Origin of the sequence: Mucilaginibacter sp. (assembly GCF_041660805.1) — a bacterium.
In the GTDB taxonomy this organism is placed as follows: Bacteria; Bacteroidota; Bacteroidia; order Sphingobacteriales; family Sphingobacteriaceae; genus Mucilaginibacter.
Window position 1 is genome coordinate 15,226 of the sequence record NZ_JBAZVP010000008.1, and the last position, 19,032, is coordinate 34,257.

Below are 19,032 nucleotides of genomic sequence, written 5' to 3' on the forward strand. Positions count from 1 at the left end.
ATGAAAAGGATATTTCGCGCCTTACTGAATTACTTTATTAAAGGCCTGCTGATAGTAGTACCGCTGGGTGCTGCTTTCTTTTTAATTTTTTGGGCGGTAGCAACTATTGATAACGCACTGAATATAAGTGATCTGTTTTGGGCAAACAGCAAAACGGGGAAACCCATGTACATTCCGGGTTTAGGTATCCTGAATGTAATAGTGATTATATTGATTGCGGGCATATTGGTAACCAACGTTGTTACAGATCCAATTAAAGGATGGTTTCATCGCTGGCTTAACCGTCTGCCTATATTCAAGTTCCTTTACTCATCTATAAAAGATCTTACAGAAGCATTTGTAGGTGATGAAAAGAAATTCAATGAACCGGTGTTGGTTGAAGTAAATGAATTCGGACTTAAAAAAATTGGGTTCCTTGTACAAAAGGATCTAAAAGCAATTGATCTTCCCGGTGAGGTTGCTGTGTATTTCCCTTACTCTTACTCGTTTGCAGGGCAGGTTGTTATTGTTTCTGCTGATAAAGTAAAACCAATCAATAAAACCGCTGCCGAGGTTATGAAATTTGTTATATCCGGTGGTGTTAGTGGCCTTGAATAAGTTTTACGGGCTCTTTCTTCTTAAAACTTCTAATTGTTAACCCAATACTCACCAGCATCAAAACAGCACCCATCAGGAATGGTGCGCCGGGGAAATATATTGAACTATCTGTAGAAGTGAAATGATGGAACAGAGAAGTCATTAATAGAGGGCCAATAATTGTGGTTATACTTACCAAACTGGTTAACGCTCCTTGCAGTTCACCCTGTTCACGGGGACTAACATGCTCAGATATAAAACCCTGTAATGCAGTTCCGCCGATGCCACCCAGGCAATAAGGGATCATATATACGTACATCAGCCAGCCCACATTATTAAAAGCTATCAGTATTAACCCAATACCATAAAAAGCGATACCGGCCATTATGTTTTTACGTAAGCCAAACTTAGGTATCACCCAGCGTACTAATCCGCCTTGTATACCTGCAATTAGTAGACCAATGAATATTCCCAAAGCACTTATGCTATGCAATGTCCATTTGAATTTTTCAAGTAAGTAAAATGGTAATGTGCTCTCTATTGCTTTTTGGCCAATATAAACCATAGTATACGCGGTTATTAAAGTACTTACCGCCATTGAGTAATTTCGCAATCTTAATAATGAGCCAACGGGGTTTGCACGTTTCCATTCAAACCTTCTTCTGTTTTTTACAGACAATGATTCCGGTAAAATAAAGAAGCCATAAATGGCATTTAGCAAAGCTAATCCTGCTGCAACTAAGAAAGGTAATTTTATACTGATGGCACCTAAAAAGCCACCCATGCCTATCCCTAAAATAAAGCCTAAACCAGTTGCCGCACCTATCAGGCCAAAGTTAGCAGCCCTTTTATGGCCCACACTAACATCGGCAATGTAAGCGGTTGCAGTGGTGGTACTTGCCCCGGCAATACCTGCTATAAACCGCCCCACAAATAACCATATGATGGATGGTGCAAAAGCCATGAACAGGTAGTCGATCCCAAAACCCAGAAGTGAAAAAAGCAACACCGGCCTGCGTCCATATCTGTCGCTCAGGTTACCTAAAACAGGAGCAAACAAAAACTGCATAGAGGCATAGGTGAACGTAAGATAACCGCTGTACTGGCTTGCCATGCTAATATCAACATTGGCCAGTTGTTCAAGCAGTTTTGGTAGTATAGGAATTATAATGCCTAACCCAAGTACATCAATAAATATCGTAACAAAAATAAAGCCTAATGCAGCCTTGCCATGCTGTACGGGTTGATTCATAGTTTAAAATTAGCTTCTATGCAAGTATATATACAGATGCTGTTAAATAATAGTTTTAGCCATGTGCTTTTTAAAACTCCTCACTGCCAATAATGCACCAATAAGCATTAATGCCGAAGCTACAAAGTACGGTGCCCCCGGTAAATGAACCGGTGCTTTAGGGCTTGTAAAAAAGTAAAATGTATAGGTCATAAACCATGGGCCAAATATAGAGCTCAGGCTCATTAAACTGGTTAAACCACCCTGTAGTTCGCCCTGTTCGTTTGCAGGTACTTCGTTGGTCATTACGCCTTGCAACGCCGGGCCGCAAATACCACCTAACGCGTAAGGTACCATAAAGGCAAACATCATCCAGCCTTTGTTAGCAAATCCAAATAATAGCATACCAATGCCATATAATACCAAGCCTATCCAAATGCTTCTTTCCTGGCCGAGTTTAGGAATGGCAATCCTTATCAATCCGCCCTGTACCAAAGCTATCATCAGCCCTATGAAACCTAAGGAGTAGCCAACCACATCCTCGCTCCATCTAAATTTTTCCATGGTGTAAAATGTCCACACGCTTTGTACAGCATGCCCGGCAAAATAAACAATGAACAGGCAAACAGCTAAACCAATAACCTGCGGATATTTTTTTAGCTGGATCAGGCTGCCCATTGGGTTGGCCCGCTTCCAGTTAAAATCGCGGCGGTGTTCTTTATCTAATGATTCGGGCAGAATAAAAAATCCATATGCCGCATTGAGTAATGCTAAAGCGGCTGCAGCATAAAAAGGATAATGAGTATCCATTTTACCTAATACTCCACCAATTACCGGGCCTATAATAAAGCCAAGCCCGAAGGCTACACCTATCATACCAAAATTTTGCGCACGCTTCTCAGGCTCGCTAACATCAGCAATATAAGCAGCTGCTGTTGTGAAACTTGCACCTGTAATACCGGCTATAACACGGCCAACAAATAACCACCCGATAGTAGGCGCAAAAGCCAGGAAAAGATAATCTATACCAAAACCTAAGAGCGAAAAGAGTAAAACAGGCCTGCGACCATACTTGTCGCTCAGGTTACCAATAAGCGGGGAGAAGAGGAATTGCATTACCGCATAAGCCACCAACAATAACCCCGAATAACGCGAAGCCTCGCTGATATTACCATGTATGAGTTTTTCAATAAGCTTAGGGAAAACAGGGATTATAATAGCTAATCCTATTACATCAATTAATAACGTTACAAAAATAAAGCTTAAGGCTGCCTTCTTTTTAGGTTGGGTAAGCGTGTCCATTGCCGTAAATAAACAATTAAAAATTCTAATAATAACTAATTATCACAAAATAATATTTGGCAATTAAAAATTATTATCCTTAAATTGACTAAAAATTTAGTTCACCATGAAAACACTCAGACTATTGTTAGCGATGCCATGTGTGTTGCTATTGCAAAACTCCTTTGCACAAACAACGGATCATCTTAAATTGTCAAACACTATGCCTTCGGCAGGCGAAAAGGTGACATTGACCTATGATCCATCAAATACCGAACTCGCGGGTAAAGTTCCTGAAGCAATAGTTTATTTTTTAGATAACAAGCAGTATCCGGCAGCAGATATCAATTTGAAAGCTGATGGTAAATTGTTAAAGGGGGAATTTACATTACCTGCTACCGCAAAGGCTTTTGTAGTTAAGTTTAGTAGTGGAGAAACTATTGATGATAATAACGGTAAGGGTTACATGTATGCAGTTTATAAAGATAAAAAGCCGGTACCGGGAGCTTATGCAACAGAAGCTTATGTAATTCACTCAGGCATGGGTAACTATATCGCTAAAATAAAAGGCGACAAAGCTGCTGCAAATGAACTATATAAAAAGGAGTTCGCATTATACCCTGCCAGTGAAAAGGAATTTCAAAACAATTATTATTTCTTTTTAGCTGATCCGAAAATGCCGGAAAATGTTGCCCTGCTTAATCAGAAAATAGCAATGTTAGAAAAAAGCACCAAAGAAGAGGACATGGTACTGGCAAGCAACCTGCTGGCACGGGGTAAAAATAAAGCGCATACCGATTCACTAATTGCAGTTATAAAATCAAAATACCCTAATGGTTTATTAGCCAAGAGTGAATTAATGACTGCTTTTTACAAACAGGCGGAACCATTAAAAAAGGATTCGCTATTGCAGATATATTTAGCCAAATACCCTGAAACTGATGCTAAAAAACCAGTTGAAAACAGCTTAAGACTACAGCTTGCAGGTGCATATTTAACAAAAGGCATGCTTGATGAATACCGGAAACAGGAAGCAATGCTGAGTGATAAAACCAACTTGTCATCTTATTTAAACAATGTAGCCTGGAAGTGGGCCGAAAAAGGTGAGCGTTTACCAGAAGCTGAAGGATTGTCAAAACACTCATTAGAGTTGGTTCAGTCTCAAATTGACAATGCATCAACAGCAAACTTGTTTTTAAGCACACCTGCAAAGGCTAAAAAAGCTGCTCAGCAAACTTATGATATGTTTGCTGATACCTATGCGTTCATTTTACTAAAAGAAGGCAAATTTGTCGAAGCTGTTGCGGTGCAAAAACCCGTTTATGAGCATAGCAATAATGCCGACGCGGAAATAAATGAACATTACGCTTTAATGCTTAACGGTGCCGGCAAATATGCCGAAGCTATGAAGGTTATTGAGGCATCATTAAATGCCGGTAAAACTTCATCAGCGTTAAAAGAAGCATTGGCTAAAGCTTATGTTAAAGTAAAGGGCAGCGATAAGGGCTATACCGAATACCTTGCGGCCTTAGATAATTCGGCTAAAGACAAGCTGCGTGCTGAGTTAGCTAAACAAATGATCAATAAAACAGCTCCTGCATTTACATTAAAAGATATGAACGGTACACCTGTTTCTTTAGCAAGCCTTAAGGGCAAGGTAGTTATTGTTGATTTTTGGGCAACCTGGTGCGGCCCTTGTAAAGCATCATTCCCGGGTATGCAAATGGCAGTTACCAAATATAAAGACGACCCGAACGTGAAATTTTTGTTTGTTGATACCTGGGAAAATGGCGATGACTATTTACCCGGCGTTAAAAAATTTATAGCTGATAACAAATATACTTTTAATGTTTTGATGGATGAAAAAGGTGAGGACGGCAGACAATCAAAAGTGGTTAGTTCTTTTGGCGTTGATGGGATCCCAACTAAATTTATTATAGATAAAAGTGGTAATATAAGGTTCAAATTCGTTGGCTTCTCAGGCTCTAATGATAAGCTGGTTGAAGAAGTAACCAGTATGATTGAGATGGTTAACGCACCGGATGCAATGGCCGGATCACAAAAAGTTTCATTGCTGAATAATAAACTTTAAACTGCAGTAAACTAAAAAGGCCCCGAAACACGGGGCCTTTTTTTATGATAACGTAATCGTTAAAAATTCGGTTTTAACACATATTTTTCATAAAAGCGGAAGATGTGCCCAACGGCTTCTTCGGCAGTATCAACTACACGGTAAAGGTTCAAATCATCAGGGCTAATGTTATGCTCATCTTTCAGCATCCTTTTTTCAACCCATTCAAATAATCCGCTCCAGTAATCAACACCAACAAATACAATTGGGAAACGGGCAATCTTACCGGTTTGTATCAGCGTTATCGCCTCAAATGATTCATCCATGGTACCAAACCCTCCCGGTAATATAATGAACCCCTGCGAGTACTTCATAAACATTACCTTACGGATAAAGAAGTAATCAAACTCCAGGATCTTATCCCTATCAATATATTTATTGTGAAACTGCTCAAACGGCAGTTCAATATTTAACCCTACTGATTTGCCGCCGGCTTCATAAGCACCTTTGTTGGCCGCCTCCATAACACCAGGGCCACCACCAGATATTACACCATAACCACGTTCGGTTAAAAGGCGGGCGGTGTCTTCTGCTAACTTGTAGAACTTATTGTCGTTTTTGGTACGCGCCGAACCGAATATAGACACACAAGGCCCAATCTTAGCTAATTTCTCAAAGCCGTCAACAAACTCGGCCATTATTTTAAATATCTGCCAGGAATCGGTTACTTTAATTTCCTGCCAGTTCTTGTTTTCAAATGCTTGTCTTATTTTATCTTCACCTGTCATGTTATATATAATAGAATGTTGTATAACTATAAAGCCACCACCTTTGTTTTTTCACTTGAGGTGATCCATAGGCCGACAAAGGTAATTAATCCGTTAACAATGATTAATTCGTTATCAAAAACATAACCGCCCAAATATTCTTTTGATTCAATGCTCAGGAAATAACAAATGGCCGGAGATATAAGACAAATGAAAGGTACCAGCTTATCTTTCACTTGCCTGTTACTTACAAACAAACCAAAGCTATATAACCCTAATAACGGCCCGTAAGTATAAGATGCTACTTTAAATATGGCACTTACTACAGCATCGTTATTTATAGCATTGAATATAATAATGGTTAGGAACATCAAACCTGAAAAGCCTACATGTACATAATGGCGCAGGCTTATCATCTTTTTACTATTTACGTCCTTACCTTTATTAAAGTTTAAAAAATCAACACAAAACGAAGTAGTTAAAGCGGTTAAGGCCGAATCTGTTGTGGCAAAAGTAGCAGCTGTTAAACCCAGCATAAATACCATTGCCGGTATAATACCCAGGTATTGCAGCGCGATGGTAGGGTACAGGTAGTCGGTTTTTTCAACACTTATACCGTATCGTTGCGCATAGATATACAATAACGCGCCTACACTTAAAAAGAAGATATTGATCACCACAAAAACCGCCGTAAAGCTGAACATATTCTTTTGCGCTTCGCGGATATTTTTAAGGCTTAGGTTTTTTTGCATCAGGTCCTGATCAAGGCCGGTCATACCTACAGTGATAAATAAACCGCCCAAAAACTCTTTGCTGAAATGGAACTTACTGCTCAGGAAATCATTAAAAAAGAACACCTTGGAATAACTGCTATTTTTAATGGTTTCTGCTGCTTCAAATATAGTCATGTGCAAGCTTCGGCATATAAAAAATATAGATAGGAATACCGATGATACCAGGAATAGGGTTTGTAAGCTATCTGTTATAATAATGGTCTTTAATCCGCCTTTAAATGTGTATGACCATATGAGCACCAGGCATATTAGCACGGTTGCTGCAAAGGGCACATGATAGCTGTCAAAAATGAATCTCTGTAATACAATAACAACCAGATATAACCTGAAAGCAGAACCGATTGTACGGCTGATAAGGAAGATCCCCGCCGCTGTCTTATAACTCCAGGTACCTAATGCGCCTTCTATATAGCTATATATTGAAGTGAGTTTTAAACGGTAATATAACGGAAGTAATACCGTAGCTATAATTATAAACCCTGCGGCATTACCTAATACAAATTGAAAATAAGCGAACTGGTCGCCACTTGGCGCACCTACTTTGCCGGGTACAGATATGAAGGTTACGCCGCTTAGTGCGGTTCCAATCATCCCGAATGCTACCAGATACCATTTGGAATTTCGGTTGGCTACAAAAAAGGTATCGTTATCAGATGACTTTTTGGAGGTAAGGTAGGATATCACCAGTAAAACCAAAAAATATCCAATAATAAAAGTAAGTAAAATTCCGGGGCTCATAATTTATCAATAACTAATTGAACAGCTAAAACAGTTTGCCCTAAAGTATGAGTTTAACGTTTAGTAAACAAAAATTATTAACCACAGAGAATTCTGTGTTGAAACGCTACCTGTATTTAAGTAAAAGAATATCCGTATAAAAACGGAAAAGATATTAAATAACAATATTTTTGTAGTCCGGATGCACAGATAAATTGCTGATGGGAAAAATATATGGCTAATAGTACTGCACCCATGAACCGACTGAACCAGCTTTTTGCATCAAAAAAAGAAAATCTGCTATCTATATATTTTACAGCAGGGTACCCCGAACTAAACACTACGGTTGATATTGCCGCAGCGTTGGAAAAAGCAGGTGCTGATTTTCTGGAGATAGGTTTTCCATATTCAGACCCGGTAGCAGATGGGCCGACTATTCAGCATAGCTCAGAAACAGCTTTAACAAACGGCATGACCCTTAATGTACTGTTTGAACAATTGAAAGATCTGAGGCAACGTGTAAGCATCCCTATTTTATTAATGGGCTATGTAAACCCAATTGTGCAGTACGGTGTAGAGCGTTTTTGCAAAGAAGCCGCAGCCGTTGGCGTTGATGGCATAATAGTACCAGATTTACCGATGTACGAATATGAGATGCTTTACAGCAACTACTTTGAGGATAATAACCTGAGCAATATATTTTTGGTTACCCCACAAACATCAGAGGAGCGTATCAGGAAGATAGATGAATTGAGCAATAGCTTTATTTACCTTTTGTCGTCATCATCAATAACAGGTGGCAATTTGCAGTTAACAGATAGTATTGAAAGCTATTATACCCGCATAAAAGGCATGGAGTTGAAGAACCCTACGATTATTGGTTTCGGTATATCAGATCACAAATCATTCAGTAAAGCTTGTGAGTATGCTAATGGGGCTATTGTAGGCAGCGCTTTTGTGAAGCTGTTAGCTCAGGATAATTATATGGATAAGATCCCGGCGTTTATCAGCAATATTAAATCTTAACTTTAGGATCGTACTACAAATATTCTTCCAGTTCGCCTTTACCTTCACGGATGATCTCAAAGTCGCCTGATGTGCAATCTACTACCGTTGATGGTACGTTATCACCATAGCCACCATCTATCACTATATCCACAAGGTTCTCATATTTTTCATGAATCAATTCGGGGTCGGTAGAATATTCTATAATATCGTCCTCATCATGGATAGATGTGGATAGGATAGGGTTACCCAATACTTTTACAATTTCGCGGGCTATATTATTATCAGGGACACGTATGCCCACCGTTTTTTTGTTGGAGCTTAATAATTTAGGTACAGCATGGCTCGCATTAAATATAAAAGTAAAAGGGCCGGGTAATGCTTTCTTTAATATTCTAAAGGTGGTGTTATCAATTGGCTTAATATAATCTGAAATATGGCTCAGGTCATAACATATAAAAGAGAAATTGGCTTTCTCAGGCTTTATATTCCTGATCTTGCAGATGGCCTCAATAGCCTTTTGGTTGGTAATATCGCAACCCAACCCGTAAACCGTATCGGTAGGGTATATAATAATACCACCTTTGCGCAGTACCTCTACTACCTGTTCTATAGCTTTTGGATTTGGGTTTTCAGGATAAATTTTTATTAGCATAATTATAAAGCAAATATAACCAGTAAATAGTTTTAAAAAGAAAGCCATCCGGTTTAACGAATGGCTTTCTTTTACAATTATATACCAGTAACTAATCTCTAATCAACTAATCACTGATAACTATTTATGCTTGCTTAGCAAACTGTACGTTAATGTTCAATTTAATGTCTTCACCTACTACTATAGAGCCGGCTTCGGTTACGCCATCCCAGGTTAAGCCAAAGTCTTTACGGTTAATTTTACCGGTTACTTCAAAACCTGCTTTTGTGTTACCATAAAAATCGTCAGTTGAACCGCCAAATTCAGCATCAAGGGTCACTGGTTTAGTAACATCCTTTACTGTTAAATCGCCAACTAATTTATAATCATCATCACCTGTTTTTTTAATAGATGTTGATTTGAATGAAATTTTTGGATAGGTTGCTGCGTCAAAAAATTCAGCAGATTTTAAGTGCTCATCTCTTTGTGGCTGTGTAGTATCAATACTATTCACATCTAATGAGAAACTGATCTCTGCATCTTCGAAATTATCGTCGACTGTTACCAGTTCACCTTCGAATGATTTAAAGAAACCACTTACTGTTGATATTACAAGGTGTTTTACCTTAAATTGTACTTCTGAGTGCATTGGGTCTAATACCCATTTAGTTGATGTTGCCATTTTTTTAATGTTTTGTTGAGACAAAGGTAAATATTAAATGTTTAAACATCTATTATTTAGTTAAACATTTACAATCAGATTATAATGTAGAATATTAAGCGTTTACAAACATAAATTGTTTAACAAATAAGCACAAAAAAAGGGGCATAAGCCCCTTTTAGTATATTATGTTATTATTATTAAAGCGCTAACACTTCTTTAACACGATCAGCAGCTTCTTTTAAAAGGATAGCAGAGTATACTTTTAAACCCGAGTTATCAATCAGTTGTTTACCTTCTTCGGCATTGGTGCCTTGTAAACGAACGATGATAGGAACAGGGATATTTCCAATTTCATTATAAGCATCAATAACACCCTGGGCAACACGGTCGCAGCGTACAATACCACCAAAAATATTTATCAGGATAGCTTTAACATTAGGATCCTGCAGAATGATGTTAAAACCAGCCTTAACTGTTGCCGCATTAGCAGTACCGCCAACGTCAAGGAAGTTAGCTGGCTCGCCACCGGCAATTTTAATAATATCCATAGTTGCCATTGCTAAGCCTGCGCCATTAACCATACAGCCAACGTTACCGTCAAGCTTAACATAATTAAGGTTTGATTTGCTTGCCTCAACTTCGGTAGGGTCTTCTTCAGCGGTATCGCGCATTGCTGCATAATCCGGATGGCGGTATAAAGCGTTATCATCTATGTTAACCTTAGCATCAACCGCTAATATTTTATTATCAGATGTTTTTAAAACCGGGTTAATTTCAAACTGAGAAGAATCAGTAGCATCATAAGCCTTGTACAAAGCGGTTATGAATTTCACCATATCCTTAAAGGCATCACCTGACAATCCCAGTTTAAAGGCAATTTTACGTGCCTGGAAACCTTGCAAGCCTACTTTAGGATCAATCTCTTCCTTATAGATCAGCTCAGGGGTTGAGTGTGCTACTTCTTCAATATCCATACCACCTTCGGTTGAATACATGATGATGTTACGGCCTTTAGCACGGTCAAGCAATACACTAATGTAAAATTCCTTTACTTCGCTTTCGCCCGGATAGTAAACATCCTGTGCAACTAAAACCTTACTAACCAGTTTGCCTTCGGGGCCGGTTTGAGGGGTTACCAACTGCATGCCTATTATTTTGCCTGCAATTTCTTTAACCTGTTCAAGGTTTTTAGCCAGTTTCACACCACCGCCTTTACCGCGGCCACCAGCGTGTATCTGTGCTTTTATAACTGTCCAGTCCGACCCGAAGTCTTCCTTCATTTTCTGAGCAGCAGCAACAGCCTCTTCAGGTGTATCTGCAACTATGCCTTCCTGTACTCTTACGCCAAAGCTTTTAAGTATCGCTTTGCCCTGATATTCGTGAATGTTCATGTTATTTGAAGAATTTGCGGTAAATCTACAATTTCTTTTCAGAGATTATAATTAACAGGATAGAGATTTGTTGTTAGTATAACTATAAATTTAACTTTCATATGATAATTGTTAAACTAATCTCTAATCTCTGGCTAACTAATCTCTAATTATTACATTTGCACATGCTTAAAGCGCAATCAATAAATAAATCATACGGGCAGCTACATATATTAAAAGGTGTTGATCTTGAGGTTGAAAAAGGTGAGATAGTGACCATAGTAGGGGCATCCGGGGCTGGTAAAAGCTCCTTGCTTAATATTTTAGGTACACTTGATAATCCCGATTCGGGCAAATTATTTATTGAGGACATCGAAGTAAGTAAATTAAACAATAAAAACTTAAGCTCATTCCGTAACCAAAAAATTGGCTTCATATTTCAGTTTCATCATTTACTGGTGGAGTTTAATGCAATTGAAAATGTATGCATCCCGGCATTTATTGCAGGTGTGCCACGTGCCGAGGCAGAAAAACGTGCAAAAGAACTACTGGAACGTTTGGGTTTAGGCCAGCGGGTTATGCATAAGCCCGCCCAGCTTTCGGGTGGGGAGCAGCAGCGCGTGGCAGTAGCCAGGGCATTAATAAATAAACCAGCATTGATTTTTGCTGATGAACCTTCCGGTAACCTTGATTCGGTGAACGCGTTGGAGCTGCACGAGCTATTTATAAAGCTACGTGATGATTTTGACCAAACCTTTGTGATAGTAACCCATAACGAAGATCTTGCGGATATGGCCGACCGTACCATATTGATGAAAGATGGAATGATAGTAAATAGCTTATAATTGAAAGTATTAATTACCTCCGCTACCTTGGCCATGGCACATAAGCTTAAAAACAGGCTTGGCAATGATGCTGTTTTATTAGGGGACCATGCCGATTTGCCTGCTTTTATGTTTAAAAATATAGTTAAGCTGCCTAACCCTGCAACAGACACTTACACACATGAAATGCTTAAAATTTGTCTTGATAATGATATTGAAGCTTTATATCTGCTAACAAACGATGAATTGAACATATTATTAATATCTGAACAATTATTTAAAGAATATAATATCAATATTATTGATGGTAGGAACGAGTTATAACGATATAGAACCGCATAAGAAAGCGTTTATTTTTGAACTTGATAATGTGCTTTATCCCGAAAAGGATTATATATATCAGGTATATTATTTATTTGCCAGTTTATTAGAATACACTGATCTTTCTGATGCGAAAAAGACAACCGATTTGATGGTTGCAACGTATAATGAAATAGGAGAAGCCGCTGTATTTGACGAAATAAAAGCAAAATTGAATGTAGATGATAAATACCGATCTAACTTAGAGTTGTTGTTATTAAGTGCTAAACTTCCGTTAAAATTGCTTTTATATCAAAATATCCTTACCTTTTTGCAGGATGTTGTTTTAGATCGTAAAAAGCTGTTTATAGTAACAAATGGCAATCCGTTACAGCAGCTTAATAAATTAAAACAAATAGAATGGCATGGTTTAGAGCCCTATCTTGTTTGTTATTTTGCTAATGAAACAGTGCCTAAACCCGAGCCCGATGTTTTAGAATTGCTAATGAAAGAGCATAATTTAAAAAGGCGGGATCTATTAATGATTGAGAATTCGGCTACAGACAGATTATGTGCCGAAACCACCGGAATAGATAGTATCAACATAAATGATATTATATAGCAATAATATTATTGTAATAATAAATAATCAAATTCGTTAACCAGCATATAACATCATTAAACAATGCAAAAAATATTTTACGTAATAATATTGCTGTCTGCAGTAATAATATCATCGTGCTCAAAAAAGGGAAGTGATACTCCCGATCCGGTCATTGCACCATCTAAAACCGGGTCAGCTTTGGATTTGATGAGAGATTCGGTTTTTCTTTATGCCCAGGAAGCCTACTATTGGTATGATGCAATTCCTGAGTATGCTAAATTTAACCCGCGCAGTATCAGTAGCAGCAGTGATTTAGCTACACTGCAAAAAGAGATTGATATTATTTCACAATTAAAAATTAACCCTGAAACAACCAAGCCTTATGAATATTATGCTGCCGACCCGGGTAGTGCTAAATATTCGTTTATTGATGAGGGCGGGGTATCATCAGAGTTAAATGGTATTAAAGGTGATTTTGGCTTTGCCCCACTATACAATGATATTAATGACTTACGTGTAAGATATGTGTACCCGGGTTCACCTGCAGACCAGGCGGGAATTAAGCGCGGATATCAGATCACCGCTATTAACGGGCGTACAAATCTAACATATGATGCGGGTACCGGAGGCGCCGGTACAAATGTGAATTTTGTAGTTAATGCCTATGCAAACAGCAGTACTATATCAATGACCCTGAAACGGTTTGATGGTACTACATTTAATGCCGATTTAAATGTGGCCACTTATACGCTTAACCCGGTTTTAAACCACAAAGTAATTGATGCAGGTAATGGTCATAAGGTTGGTTATATTGTGTTTAACAGCTTTACATCGCCAGCAAATGCAAACGCCAAGTTAAATGAGGCCTTTAGTGAGTTTGCTACACAGGGTGTTACAGACCTTGTGGTTGATTTGCGTTATAATGGCGGTGGTTATGTTTCAACAGCGGAGTACTTAACTAATTTAATTGCACCAACCGCTAAAAATGGTACACCTATGTACTACACCTATTTTAATGATAAATTAACCAACGGTAAAGCAAGTATCCTTAAAAATCAGGTTCGTAAAGATGATGTTAACGGTACCTATAATTATAGTCAGTTTGATTATTCAGTTAATGGTAACATTGTTAATTTCTCTAAAACAGGTATACCGGTTACATTAAATCTGCTGAGCAAGGTGTTTTTTATTGTAACAGGCTCTACCGCATCAGCAAGTGAGCTTACTATAAATAATATCCGTGCTATAAAAACTTTGGATGTTAAGTTAATTGGTAACGCCAGCTACGGCAAACCTGTTGGCTTCTTTGATATCGATATTAATAAATATCAGATGTATATACCTGAATTTGAAACAAAAAATGCAGACTTTAAAGGTGGATATTATTCAGGTATGACGCCAGGCTCAACAGAATACCCCGGTGTGAAAGATTTTGATGACGTTACTAAAGACTTTGGCGACCCTACAGAAGGCTTATTAGCACATGCTTTAACTTATGTTAAAACAGGAAACTTTACAGCAACCGGCCCGGTAATACAAAGTTTGGCGCGTAAAACATTTACTGTTGATGAATCAAGCGCTGCAGGCTTAATGCTTGATCAGGATAAGTTTAAAGGGATGATCTATAATAAAAGCCTTAAACTTAAAAAGTAATCAACTCTAAACTGTAATAAAAAAGGCGGGTAATGATAAAATTACCCGCCTTTTTTATGCTTTTAATCGGCTAATTCGCGCAAATCTACAGGTACCACTCTTGATATGCCCTGTTCAACCATAGTTACGCCATATACAATATCAGTACAGGCAATTGTTCGCTTATTGTGTGATATAATTATAAACTGTGATTCTTTAGAGAACTTGCGAATAATGTTATTGAATTTATCAATATTGGTATCATCAAGCGGGGCATCAACCTCATCAAAAATACAGAATGGTGCAGGCTTGAGCAGGTAAAGCGAAAATAAGATAGCCGTGGCCGTTAATGTTTTTTCACCGCCAGATAACTGGTTGATAGATAGGGGGCGCTTGCCTTTAGGCCTTGCAATAATGTCTATTTCAGATTCAAGCGGATGCTGTGGATCGCTTAATATCAAATCACACGAATCCTCCTCATTAAACAGCGAACGGAATACTTTTATAAAGTTCTCCCGAACCATAATAAAGGCAGCCATGAATTTTTCGCGGGCGGTATCATCTATTTCCTGTATAGTGGCTAACAGTGACGCTTTTGCTTCGGCAAGATCCTTTTTTTGTGCCTGTATAAATTCATGACGTTCGCTCATTTCATTATAAGCCTCAACAGCCATTGGGTTAATGGCGCCAAAATCATCCAGCTGGCGTTTCATTTTTTCGGTACGCTCACGAATATCTTCTTCATTTTCAGCAGCATTAACCTCAATATCCAACAGGTCATTAATATCCACATTAAACTCAACAGACAGGCGTTCTTTCAAGGCGTTCAATTCTAATTTTAGGTTGTTGCGCTCGTCCTTCAGTTCGTTCTCAATAGCCTCTGCCTGGTCTTTTTTCTGTCTTAATTTCGATACCTCGTTCTCGCTTTCAGTAATCTTTGTGCGCCATGCATAATACTCCTGCTCGGCTTCGTGAGTGCCTTTCTCAAGCGATTCCTTTTGCTCATACATCTCCAGCAGGCTCTCGTCACTATCGCCGGTTTGCTGCAGGTTTTCCATAATAAGGACTTTTACCTTATCCAGCTCTGTACTATTCTGCTTTATGCGTACATCTAAATGCTCCAGCTGTGTTTCCCGGTACTCCAGGTCTTTTACCAGGCCCGAAACTTTGTTTTGCTGCTGATGAAAACGGATATTTTCCTGGTTATAGGTATTTGATTGTACCGATACCATTTCGTTTAACTCATTAAACGCCTGCTGTTTATCCAGCATCAGGTCGCTTTGAATTTGTTTTTGCGTTTTAAGCTCGGCTAATAAAGGGCCCAGGTTTTGTATCTCTTCTCTGATGCTTGCTATTTTATTGGCAATGTCTTGCTTACGGTTTAAGCTGTTCTCTATAAATGCCTGGTATTGCTCTTGTTTGGTTTTAACGGTTATCAGCTCGGTATTTAGCTGATTAAGGGCCTGTTGCTTTTGTTTAAGCTCATCTGCTCTGCCTGATGCCTTTAAGGCCGTTAATTTGCTTTGTAATTCTTCGCCGCGGCTTTTTAACCCTGCAATGCTGCCTTCAGCCTGTTTGATCTCCTTTAACAGGTTATCTAAATTTTTGGCCCTGCCAATACGCTTCCCCTCAAATAATCCAACGGAGCCACCGGCCATGGTATGTTTTGATTTATTGAACTTGCCGCTTTTGCCTATCAGTACCACATCATCATCCAACTGGGCCGGGTTAATATCCTGCTCGTTGTTATCATTTACCAGATAAACATTTTTAAGCAGATAGGTGCATAATGGTTTGTAACGGTCTTCAACTTCAACAACCGATAGGGCAGGGATAGCATCATTTAAATCACCACTTAAGTCCCTCTCTTTTGGAGAGGGGTTTGGGGTGAGGCTGTAATTATTCAAAATAAAGAACTGCGCCCTGCCTTTTGCCGAATTACTTAACAGGTTTATAGCCGCTATGGCCTCGTCATAAGTATTCACCACATAGTGGTTCATTAGCGGCTCCAGATAGTTCTCTATGGCAACACGGTATTCTTCTTTGCAAAATAAAATATCACTGAACAGCGTAACGGTTTTGGCCCAGTTGGTATTCTTTTTAAGAAAACGGATAGATTCCGGAAAACCCTCCAAATTGTCAACTAAGCTTTTAGTAAGGTTATACTCGTTTTGCTTGGCATCCAGCTTGCGGCCATCAGCAGATATGCTGTCGTTTACTGTTTTTAGTTCGTTTTCAGTTTCAGTAATATGATCTTGTAATTTATTCTCAGCATCAACTAATTGCCCGTACTCATTTTTCAATGTTTCTGTACGGTTATCCAGTTCTGCAACTACCTTGTTAAAATGGGAGAGCTCCGCTTCCTTACTGGTGGTATCCTCCATATTGCGCTGGCTTTCCTGTTCAAGGGCCTGCTGCTGTATATTCAGGATGTCAATATCCTTTTCGGCTTTATATGCCTGATTTTGTAAACGATTATTAACACTATTTAACTCGTTTAACTCATTACGTGCCGCTGTTTGCGATAAACGTAATTCATCAACGGCTTCTTTTAATTCGGCAACGCGTAAGGTTATGGTATGCAGGTTTTCGTCTTCCTGCAGCTTTTCTTCAGACAGCCGCTTAATGTTATATTGAACGTGTTTAAGCTGATTATTATCGCGTTCTAATTCATCTTTAAGCCGGGTTTCTTTATCCTGCTGATGTTTTAATTGTTCATTCTTAACGCGCTTTTCACTTTCATACGCACGGATCTTTGCTATGAACTCGTTGCTTGCTTTTTGCTGGGCCGCAAGATTTTTTTCTTTGGTGAGGCTATCCAGTTTGGATTGTTGTAAAGCGGCTTCCAGTATATCAATCTGACTGGCAAAGCCTGATTTCTCTACCCGTTGCGCCTGTTCTTTTTCCTCAATAAACGCCAGCGATTTGCTAAAGCTGGCTATTTTGAAAGAAGCCAGTGAAATGCTTAATGTTTTATATTGATCTCTTAAACGATAATAACGTTCAGTCTTTTTAGCCTGGTTCTCCAGTGTTTTCAGGTTCTTTTCAATCTCGAACAGCAAATCCTCAACACGTTCCAGATCGGCTTCAGTATCTTTAAGCTTACTGAAGGTTTGCTTTTTACGAAGCTTATATTTAGATATACCTGATGCTTCTTCGAATAAATTACGGCGCGAACCTTCTTTGTTGTTAATGATCTCGTCGATCATCTTCAGCTCAATAATAGCGTAAGAATTAGCCCCGATACCTGTATCCAGGAAAAGGTCGGTAATGTCTTTCAGGCGGCATTGTACATCATTAAGTAAATACTCGCTTTCTCCGCTCCGGTAAAGCCTGCGCGTTAGGGTAACCTGCGAAAAATCGGTAGGGAGGATGTTCTTAGTATTATCAAAAGTTAACGATACTTCGGCAAGATTAGCCGCTTTACGACTTTTTGTTCCGTTAAAAATGATGTTATCCATTTTCTCGGAACGCAGTGCACGGGTGCTTTGCTCACCCAAAACCCAGCGTATAGAATCAACCACGTTTGATTTTCCGCAGCCATTAGGGCCAACAATAGCGGTAACACCCTCATTAAAATTGATGGTTATTTTATCGCCAAAGCTTTTGAAACCCTTGATTTCTAACTGTGTAAGCTGCATCAGAGAAGTGTACCGTATCTAAAAATTCAACCCGTAAGATATATATTTTAGGCGAAAGGTAAAAGGTTAAAGGCGAAAGGTCAGATATTTAAGCAGACAGCACCTTTTAGCTTTTATCTTTATACTTCTACCTCTATCTCTCCCCTTAAATAAGTTATTGCTTTACCGGCCATTGCTACACGATCGCCTTTTAGCTCGCACCAAAGTTCGCCGTTACGAGTGCTTACCTGGTGAGCGTGCAGAACGTTTTTGCCAAGCTTGCCGGCCCAGTAAGGTATCAGGTTACAATGCGCCGAGCCGGTAACCGGGTCTTCAGGTACGCCTGCGGCAGGGGCAAAAAAACGCGATACGAAATCAACATTCTTGCCCGGTGCGGTCACTATAACGCCCAGCGTATCTATTTTAGCCAAAGCGGAGTGGTCGGGTTTCATATCCAATATATCATCTTCGTTATCGTAAACCAAAAAGTAATCGCGGCTGCGGAGTATCTCTTTTGGTTTTTTACCGCCAAGGGCTTCAATCAGGCCTTCTGGCTTATCAGCTGCAAATGGCGGGCGAGATGGGAAGTCCATGGCGTATCTATCGCCATCGCGCTTTACGGTTAACGTACCGGCTTTTACGGTATCAAAATAAATTGTATCACCGGCGTATCCTAATTCAGTGAACAGGATATGGGCCGAAGCCAATGTAGCATGGCCACAAAGATCTATCTCCAGTTCGGGCGTAAACCAGCGTAACAGGTAGCCATTCTCGTTTTTTACAAAAAAGGCGGTTTCGGCCAGATTGTTTTCTAGGGCAATCTTTTGCATTACCGCATCAGGCAGCCACTCGGTTAGCGGACAAATAGCTGCCGGGTTGCCACCAAATAATCTATCGGTAAAGGCATCGGCCTGGTAAATAGGTATGGTCATCTTGTTATGT

General features: G+C 39.2%; 16 protein-coding genes. 7 read left to right on the forward strand and 9 right to left on the reverse strand.

Annotated features, from left to right (window positions below; translation table 11 throughout):
* A complete protein-coding gene (locus WC743_RS12515; RefSeq protein WP_373012345.1) occupies positions 1-597 on the forward strand; it encodes a DUF502 domain-containing protein in 597 nt (198 codons plus the stop codon).
* On the opposite strand, the gene WC743_RS12520 is transcribed toward WC743_RS12515, so the two are convergent.
* Together WC743_RS12520 and WC743_RS12525 are read right to left on the reverse strand one after the other, a co-directional pair.
* On the reverse strand, positions 581-1,828 hold the full coding sequence (locus tag WC743_RS12520) for a TCR/Tet family MFS transporter (protein WP_373012346.1): 1,248 nt from the start codon (positions 1,826-1,828) through the stop codon (positions 581-583). The genes WC743_RS12515 and WC743_RS12520 overlap by 17 nt on opposite strands.
* Before the next feature lie 42 nt (positions 1,829-1,870).
* On the reverse strand, positions 1,871-3,109 hold the full coding sequence (locus WC743_RS12525) for a TCR/Tet family MFS transporter (RefSeq protein ID WP_373012347.1): 1,239 nt from the start codon (positions 3,107-3,109) through the stop codon (positions 1,871-1,873).
* Positions 3,110-3,215: 106 nt separating this feature from the next.
* Between WC743_RS12525 and WC743_RS12530 the strand changes: the two genes are divergently transcribed.
* The gene (locus WC743_RS12530) at positions 3,216-5,180 is read left to right on the forward strand and encodes a redoxin domain-containing protein (protein WP_373012348.1); all 1,965 of its coding nucleotides are present in this window, start codon (positions 3,216-3,218) and stop codon (positions 5,178-5,180) included.
* A gap of 59 nt (positions 5,181-5,239) precedes the next feature.
* Here WC743_RS12530 and WC743_RS12535 read toward each other — a convergent pair whose 3' ends face one another.
* Positions 5,240-5,947, reverse strand: a complete 708-nt coding sequence (locus WC743_RS12535; protein ID WP_373012349.1) for a TIGR00730 family Rossman fold protein — start codon at positions 5,945-5,947, stop codon at positions 5,240-5,242.
* 26 nt (positions 5,948-5,973) lie between these two features.
* Positions 5,974-7,458 (reverse strand): sodium:solute symporter, encoded by a 1,485-nt coding sequence (locus WC743_RS12540; protein WP_373012350.1) that lies wholly within the window; start codon positions 7,456-7,458, stop codon positions 5,974-5,976.
* Positions 7,459-7,692: 234 nt separating this feature from the next.
* Here WC743_RS12540 and trpA point away from each other — a divergent pair, with 234 nt between their 5' ends.
* Positions 7,693-8,463: a tryptophan synthase subunit alpha gene (trpA, locus tag WC743_RS12545; protein WP_373012351.1), complete on the forward strand. Its 771-nt coding sequence runs from the start codon at positions 7,693-7,695 to the stop codon at positions 8,461-8,463.
* Between the two features lie 13 nt (positions 8,464-8,476).
* On the opposite strand, the gene WC743_RS12550 is transcribed toward trpA, so the two are convergent.
* The 3 genes from WC743_RS12550 to sucC all read right to left on the reverse strand — a co-directional run bounded on the left by WC743_RS12550 (position 8,477) and on the right by sucC (position 11,173).
* Positions 8,477-9,097, reverse strand: coding sequence for an L-threonylcarbamoyladenylate synthase (locus tag WC743_RS12550; protein ID WP_373012352.1), 621 nt, complete (start codon positions 9,095-9,097; stop codon positions 8,477-8,479).
* Between the two features lie 124 nt (positions 9,098-9,221).
* Positions 9,222-9,758 carry a YceI family protein gene (locus WC743_RS12555; RefSeq protein WP_373012353.1) on the reverse strand — a complete coding sequence of 179 codons (537 nt, stop codon included), beginning with the start codon at positions 9,756-9,758 and terminating at the stop codon, positions 9,222-9,224.
* A gap of 179 nt (positions 9,759-9,937) precedes the next feature.
* Entirely contained in the window at positions 9,938-11,173 is a 1,236-nt protein-coding gene (gene sucC / locus WC743_RS12560) for an ADP-forming succinate--CoA ligase subunit beta (protein WP_373012486.1), read from the reverse strand.
* A 122-nt stretch (positions 11,174-11,295) separates the two neighbouring features.
* Here sucC and WC743_RS12565 point away from each other — a divergent pair, with 122 nt between their 5' ends.
* The 4 genes from WC743_RS12565 (at position 11,296) to WC743_RS12580 (ending at position 14,491) form a co-directional block, all read left to right on the forward strand.
* Positions 11,296-11,955: an ABC transporter ATP-binding protein gene (locus WC743_RS12565; RefSeq protein ID WP_373012354.1), complete on the forward strand. Its 660-nt coding sequence runs from the start codon at positions 11,296-11,298 to the stop codon at positions 11,953-11,955.
* 33 nt (positions 11,956-11,988) lie between these two features.
* On the forward strand, positions 11,989-12,258 hold the full coding sequence (locus WC743_RS12570) for a hypothetical protein (RefSeq protein WP_373012355.1): 270 nt from the start codon (positions 11,989-11,991) through the stop codon (positions 12,256-12,258).
* Positions 12,239-12,856, forward strand: a complete 618-nt coding sequence (locus WC743_RS12575) for an HAD family hydrolase (RefSeq protein ID WP_373012356.1) — start codon at positions 12,239-12,241, stop codon at positions 12,854-12,856. The genes WC743_RS12570 and WC743_RS12575 overlap by 20 nt, the downstream gene beginning before the upstream one ends.
* 63 nt (positions 12,857-12,919) lie before the next feature.
* Positions 12,920-14,491 carry a S41 family peptidase gene (locus WC743_RS12580; RefSeq protein WP_373012357.1) on the forward strand — a complete coding sequence of 524 codons (1,572 nt, stop codon included), beginning with the start codon at positions 12,920-12,922 and terminating at the stop codon, positions 14,489-14,491.
* A gap of 62 nt (positions 14,492-14,553) precedes the next feature.
* Here WC743_RS12580 and smc read toward each other — a convergent pair whose 3' ends face one another.
* Positions 14,554-18,111 (reverse strand): chromosome segregation protein SMC, encoded by a 3,558-nt coding sequence (gene smc / locus WC743_RS12585; protein ID WP_373012358.1) that lies wholly within the window; start codon positions 18,109-18,111, stop codon positions 14,554-14,556.
* A gap of 119 nt (positions 18,112-18,230) precedes the next feature.
* A complete protein-coding gene (locus WC743_RS12590; protein ID WP_373012359.1) occupies positions 18,231-19,022 on the reverse strand; it encodes a PhzF family phenazine biosynthesis protein in 792 nt (263 codons plus the stop codon).
* Positions 19,023-19,032: the final 10 nt, after the last annotated feature.

What these genes read in the sequence shown, in the direction of transcription:
- WC743_RS12515 (WP_373012345.1), top strand. Translation starts at nt 1, where the DNA reads ATGAAAAGGATATTTCGCGCCTTACTGAATTACTTTATTAAAGGCCTG.
- WC743_RS12520 (WP_373012346.1), bottom strand. Translation starts at nt 1,828, where the DNA reads ATGAATCAACCCGTACAGCATGGCAAGGCTGCATTAGGCTTTATTTTT.
- WC743_RS12525 (WP_373012347.1), bottom strand. Translation starts at nt 3,109, where the DNA reads ATGGACACGCTTACCCAACCTAAAAAGAAGGCAGCCTTAAGCTTTATT.
- WC743_RS12530 (WP_373012348.1), top strand. Translation starts at nt 3,216, where the DNA reads ATGAAAACACTCAGACTATTGTTAGCGATGCCATGTGTGTTGCTATTG.
- WC743_RS12535 (WP_373012349.1), bottom strand. Translation starts at nt 5,947, where the DNA reads ATGACAGGTGAAGATAAAATAAGACAAGCATTTGAAAACAAGAACTGG.
- WC743_RS12540 (WP_373012350.1), bottom strand. Translation starts at nt 7,458, where the DNA reads ATGAGCCCCGGAATTTTACTTACTTTTATTATTGGATATTTTTTGGTT.
- trpA (WP_373012351.1), top strand. Translation starts at nt 7,693, where the DNA reads ATGAACCGACTGAACCAGCTTTTTGCATCAAAAAAAGAAAATCTGCTA.
- WC743_RS12550 (WP_373012352.1), bottom strand. Translation starts at nt 9,097, where the DNA reads ATGCTAATAAAAATTTATCCTGAAAACCCAAATCCAAAAGCTATAGAA.
- WC743_RS12555 (WP_373012353.1), bottom strand. Translation starts at nt 9,758, where the DNA reads ATGGCAACATCAACTAAATGGGTATTAGACCCAATGCACTCAGAAGTA.
- WC743_RS12565 (WP_373012354.1), top strand. Translation starts at nt 11,296, where the DNA reads ATGCTTAAAGCGCAATCAATAAATAAATCATACGGGCAGCTACATATA.
- WC743_RS12570 (WP_373012355.1), top strand. Translation starts at nt 11,989, where the DNA reads ATGGCACATAAGCTTAAAAACAGGCTTGGCAATGATGCTGTTTTATTA.
- WC743_RS12575 (WP_373012356.1), top strand. Translation starts at nt 12,239, where the DNA reads ATGGTAGGAACGAGTTATAACGATATAGAACCGCATAAGAAAGCGTTT.
- WC743_RS12580 (WP_373012357.1), top strand. Translation starts at nt 12,920, where the DNA reads ATGCAAAAAATATTTTACGTAATAATATTGCTGTCTGCAGTAATAATA.
- smc (WP_373012358.1), bottom strand. Translation starts at nt 18,111, where the DNA reads ATGCAGCTTACACAGTTAGAAATCAAGGGTTTCAAAAGCTTTGGCGAT.
- WC743_RS12590 (WP_373012359.1), bottom strand. Translation starts at nt 19,022, where the DNA reads ATGACCATACCTATTTACCAGGCCGATGCCTTTACCGATAGATTATTT.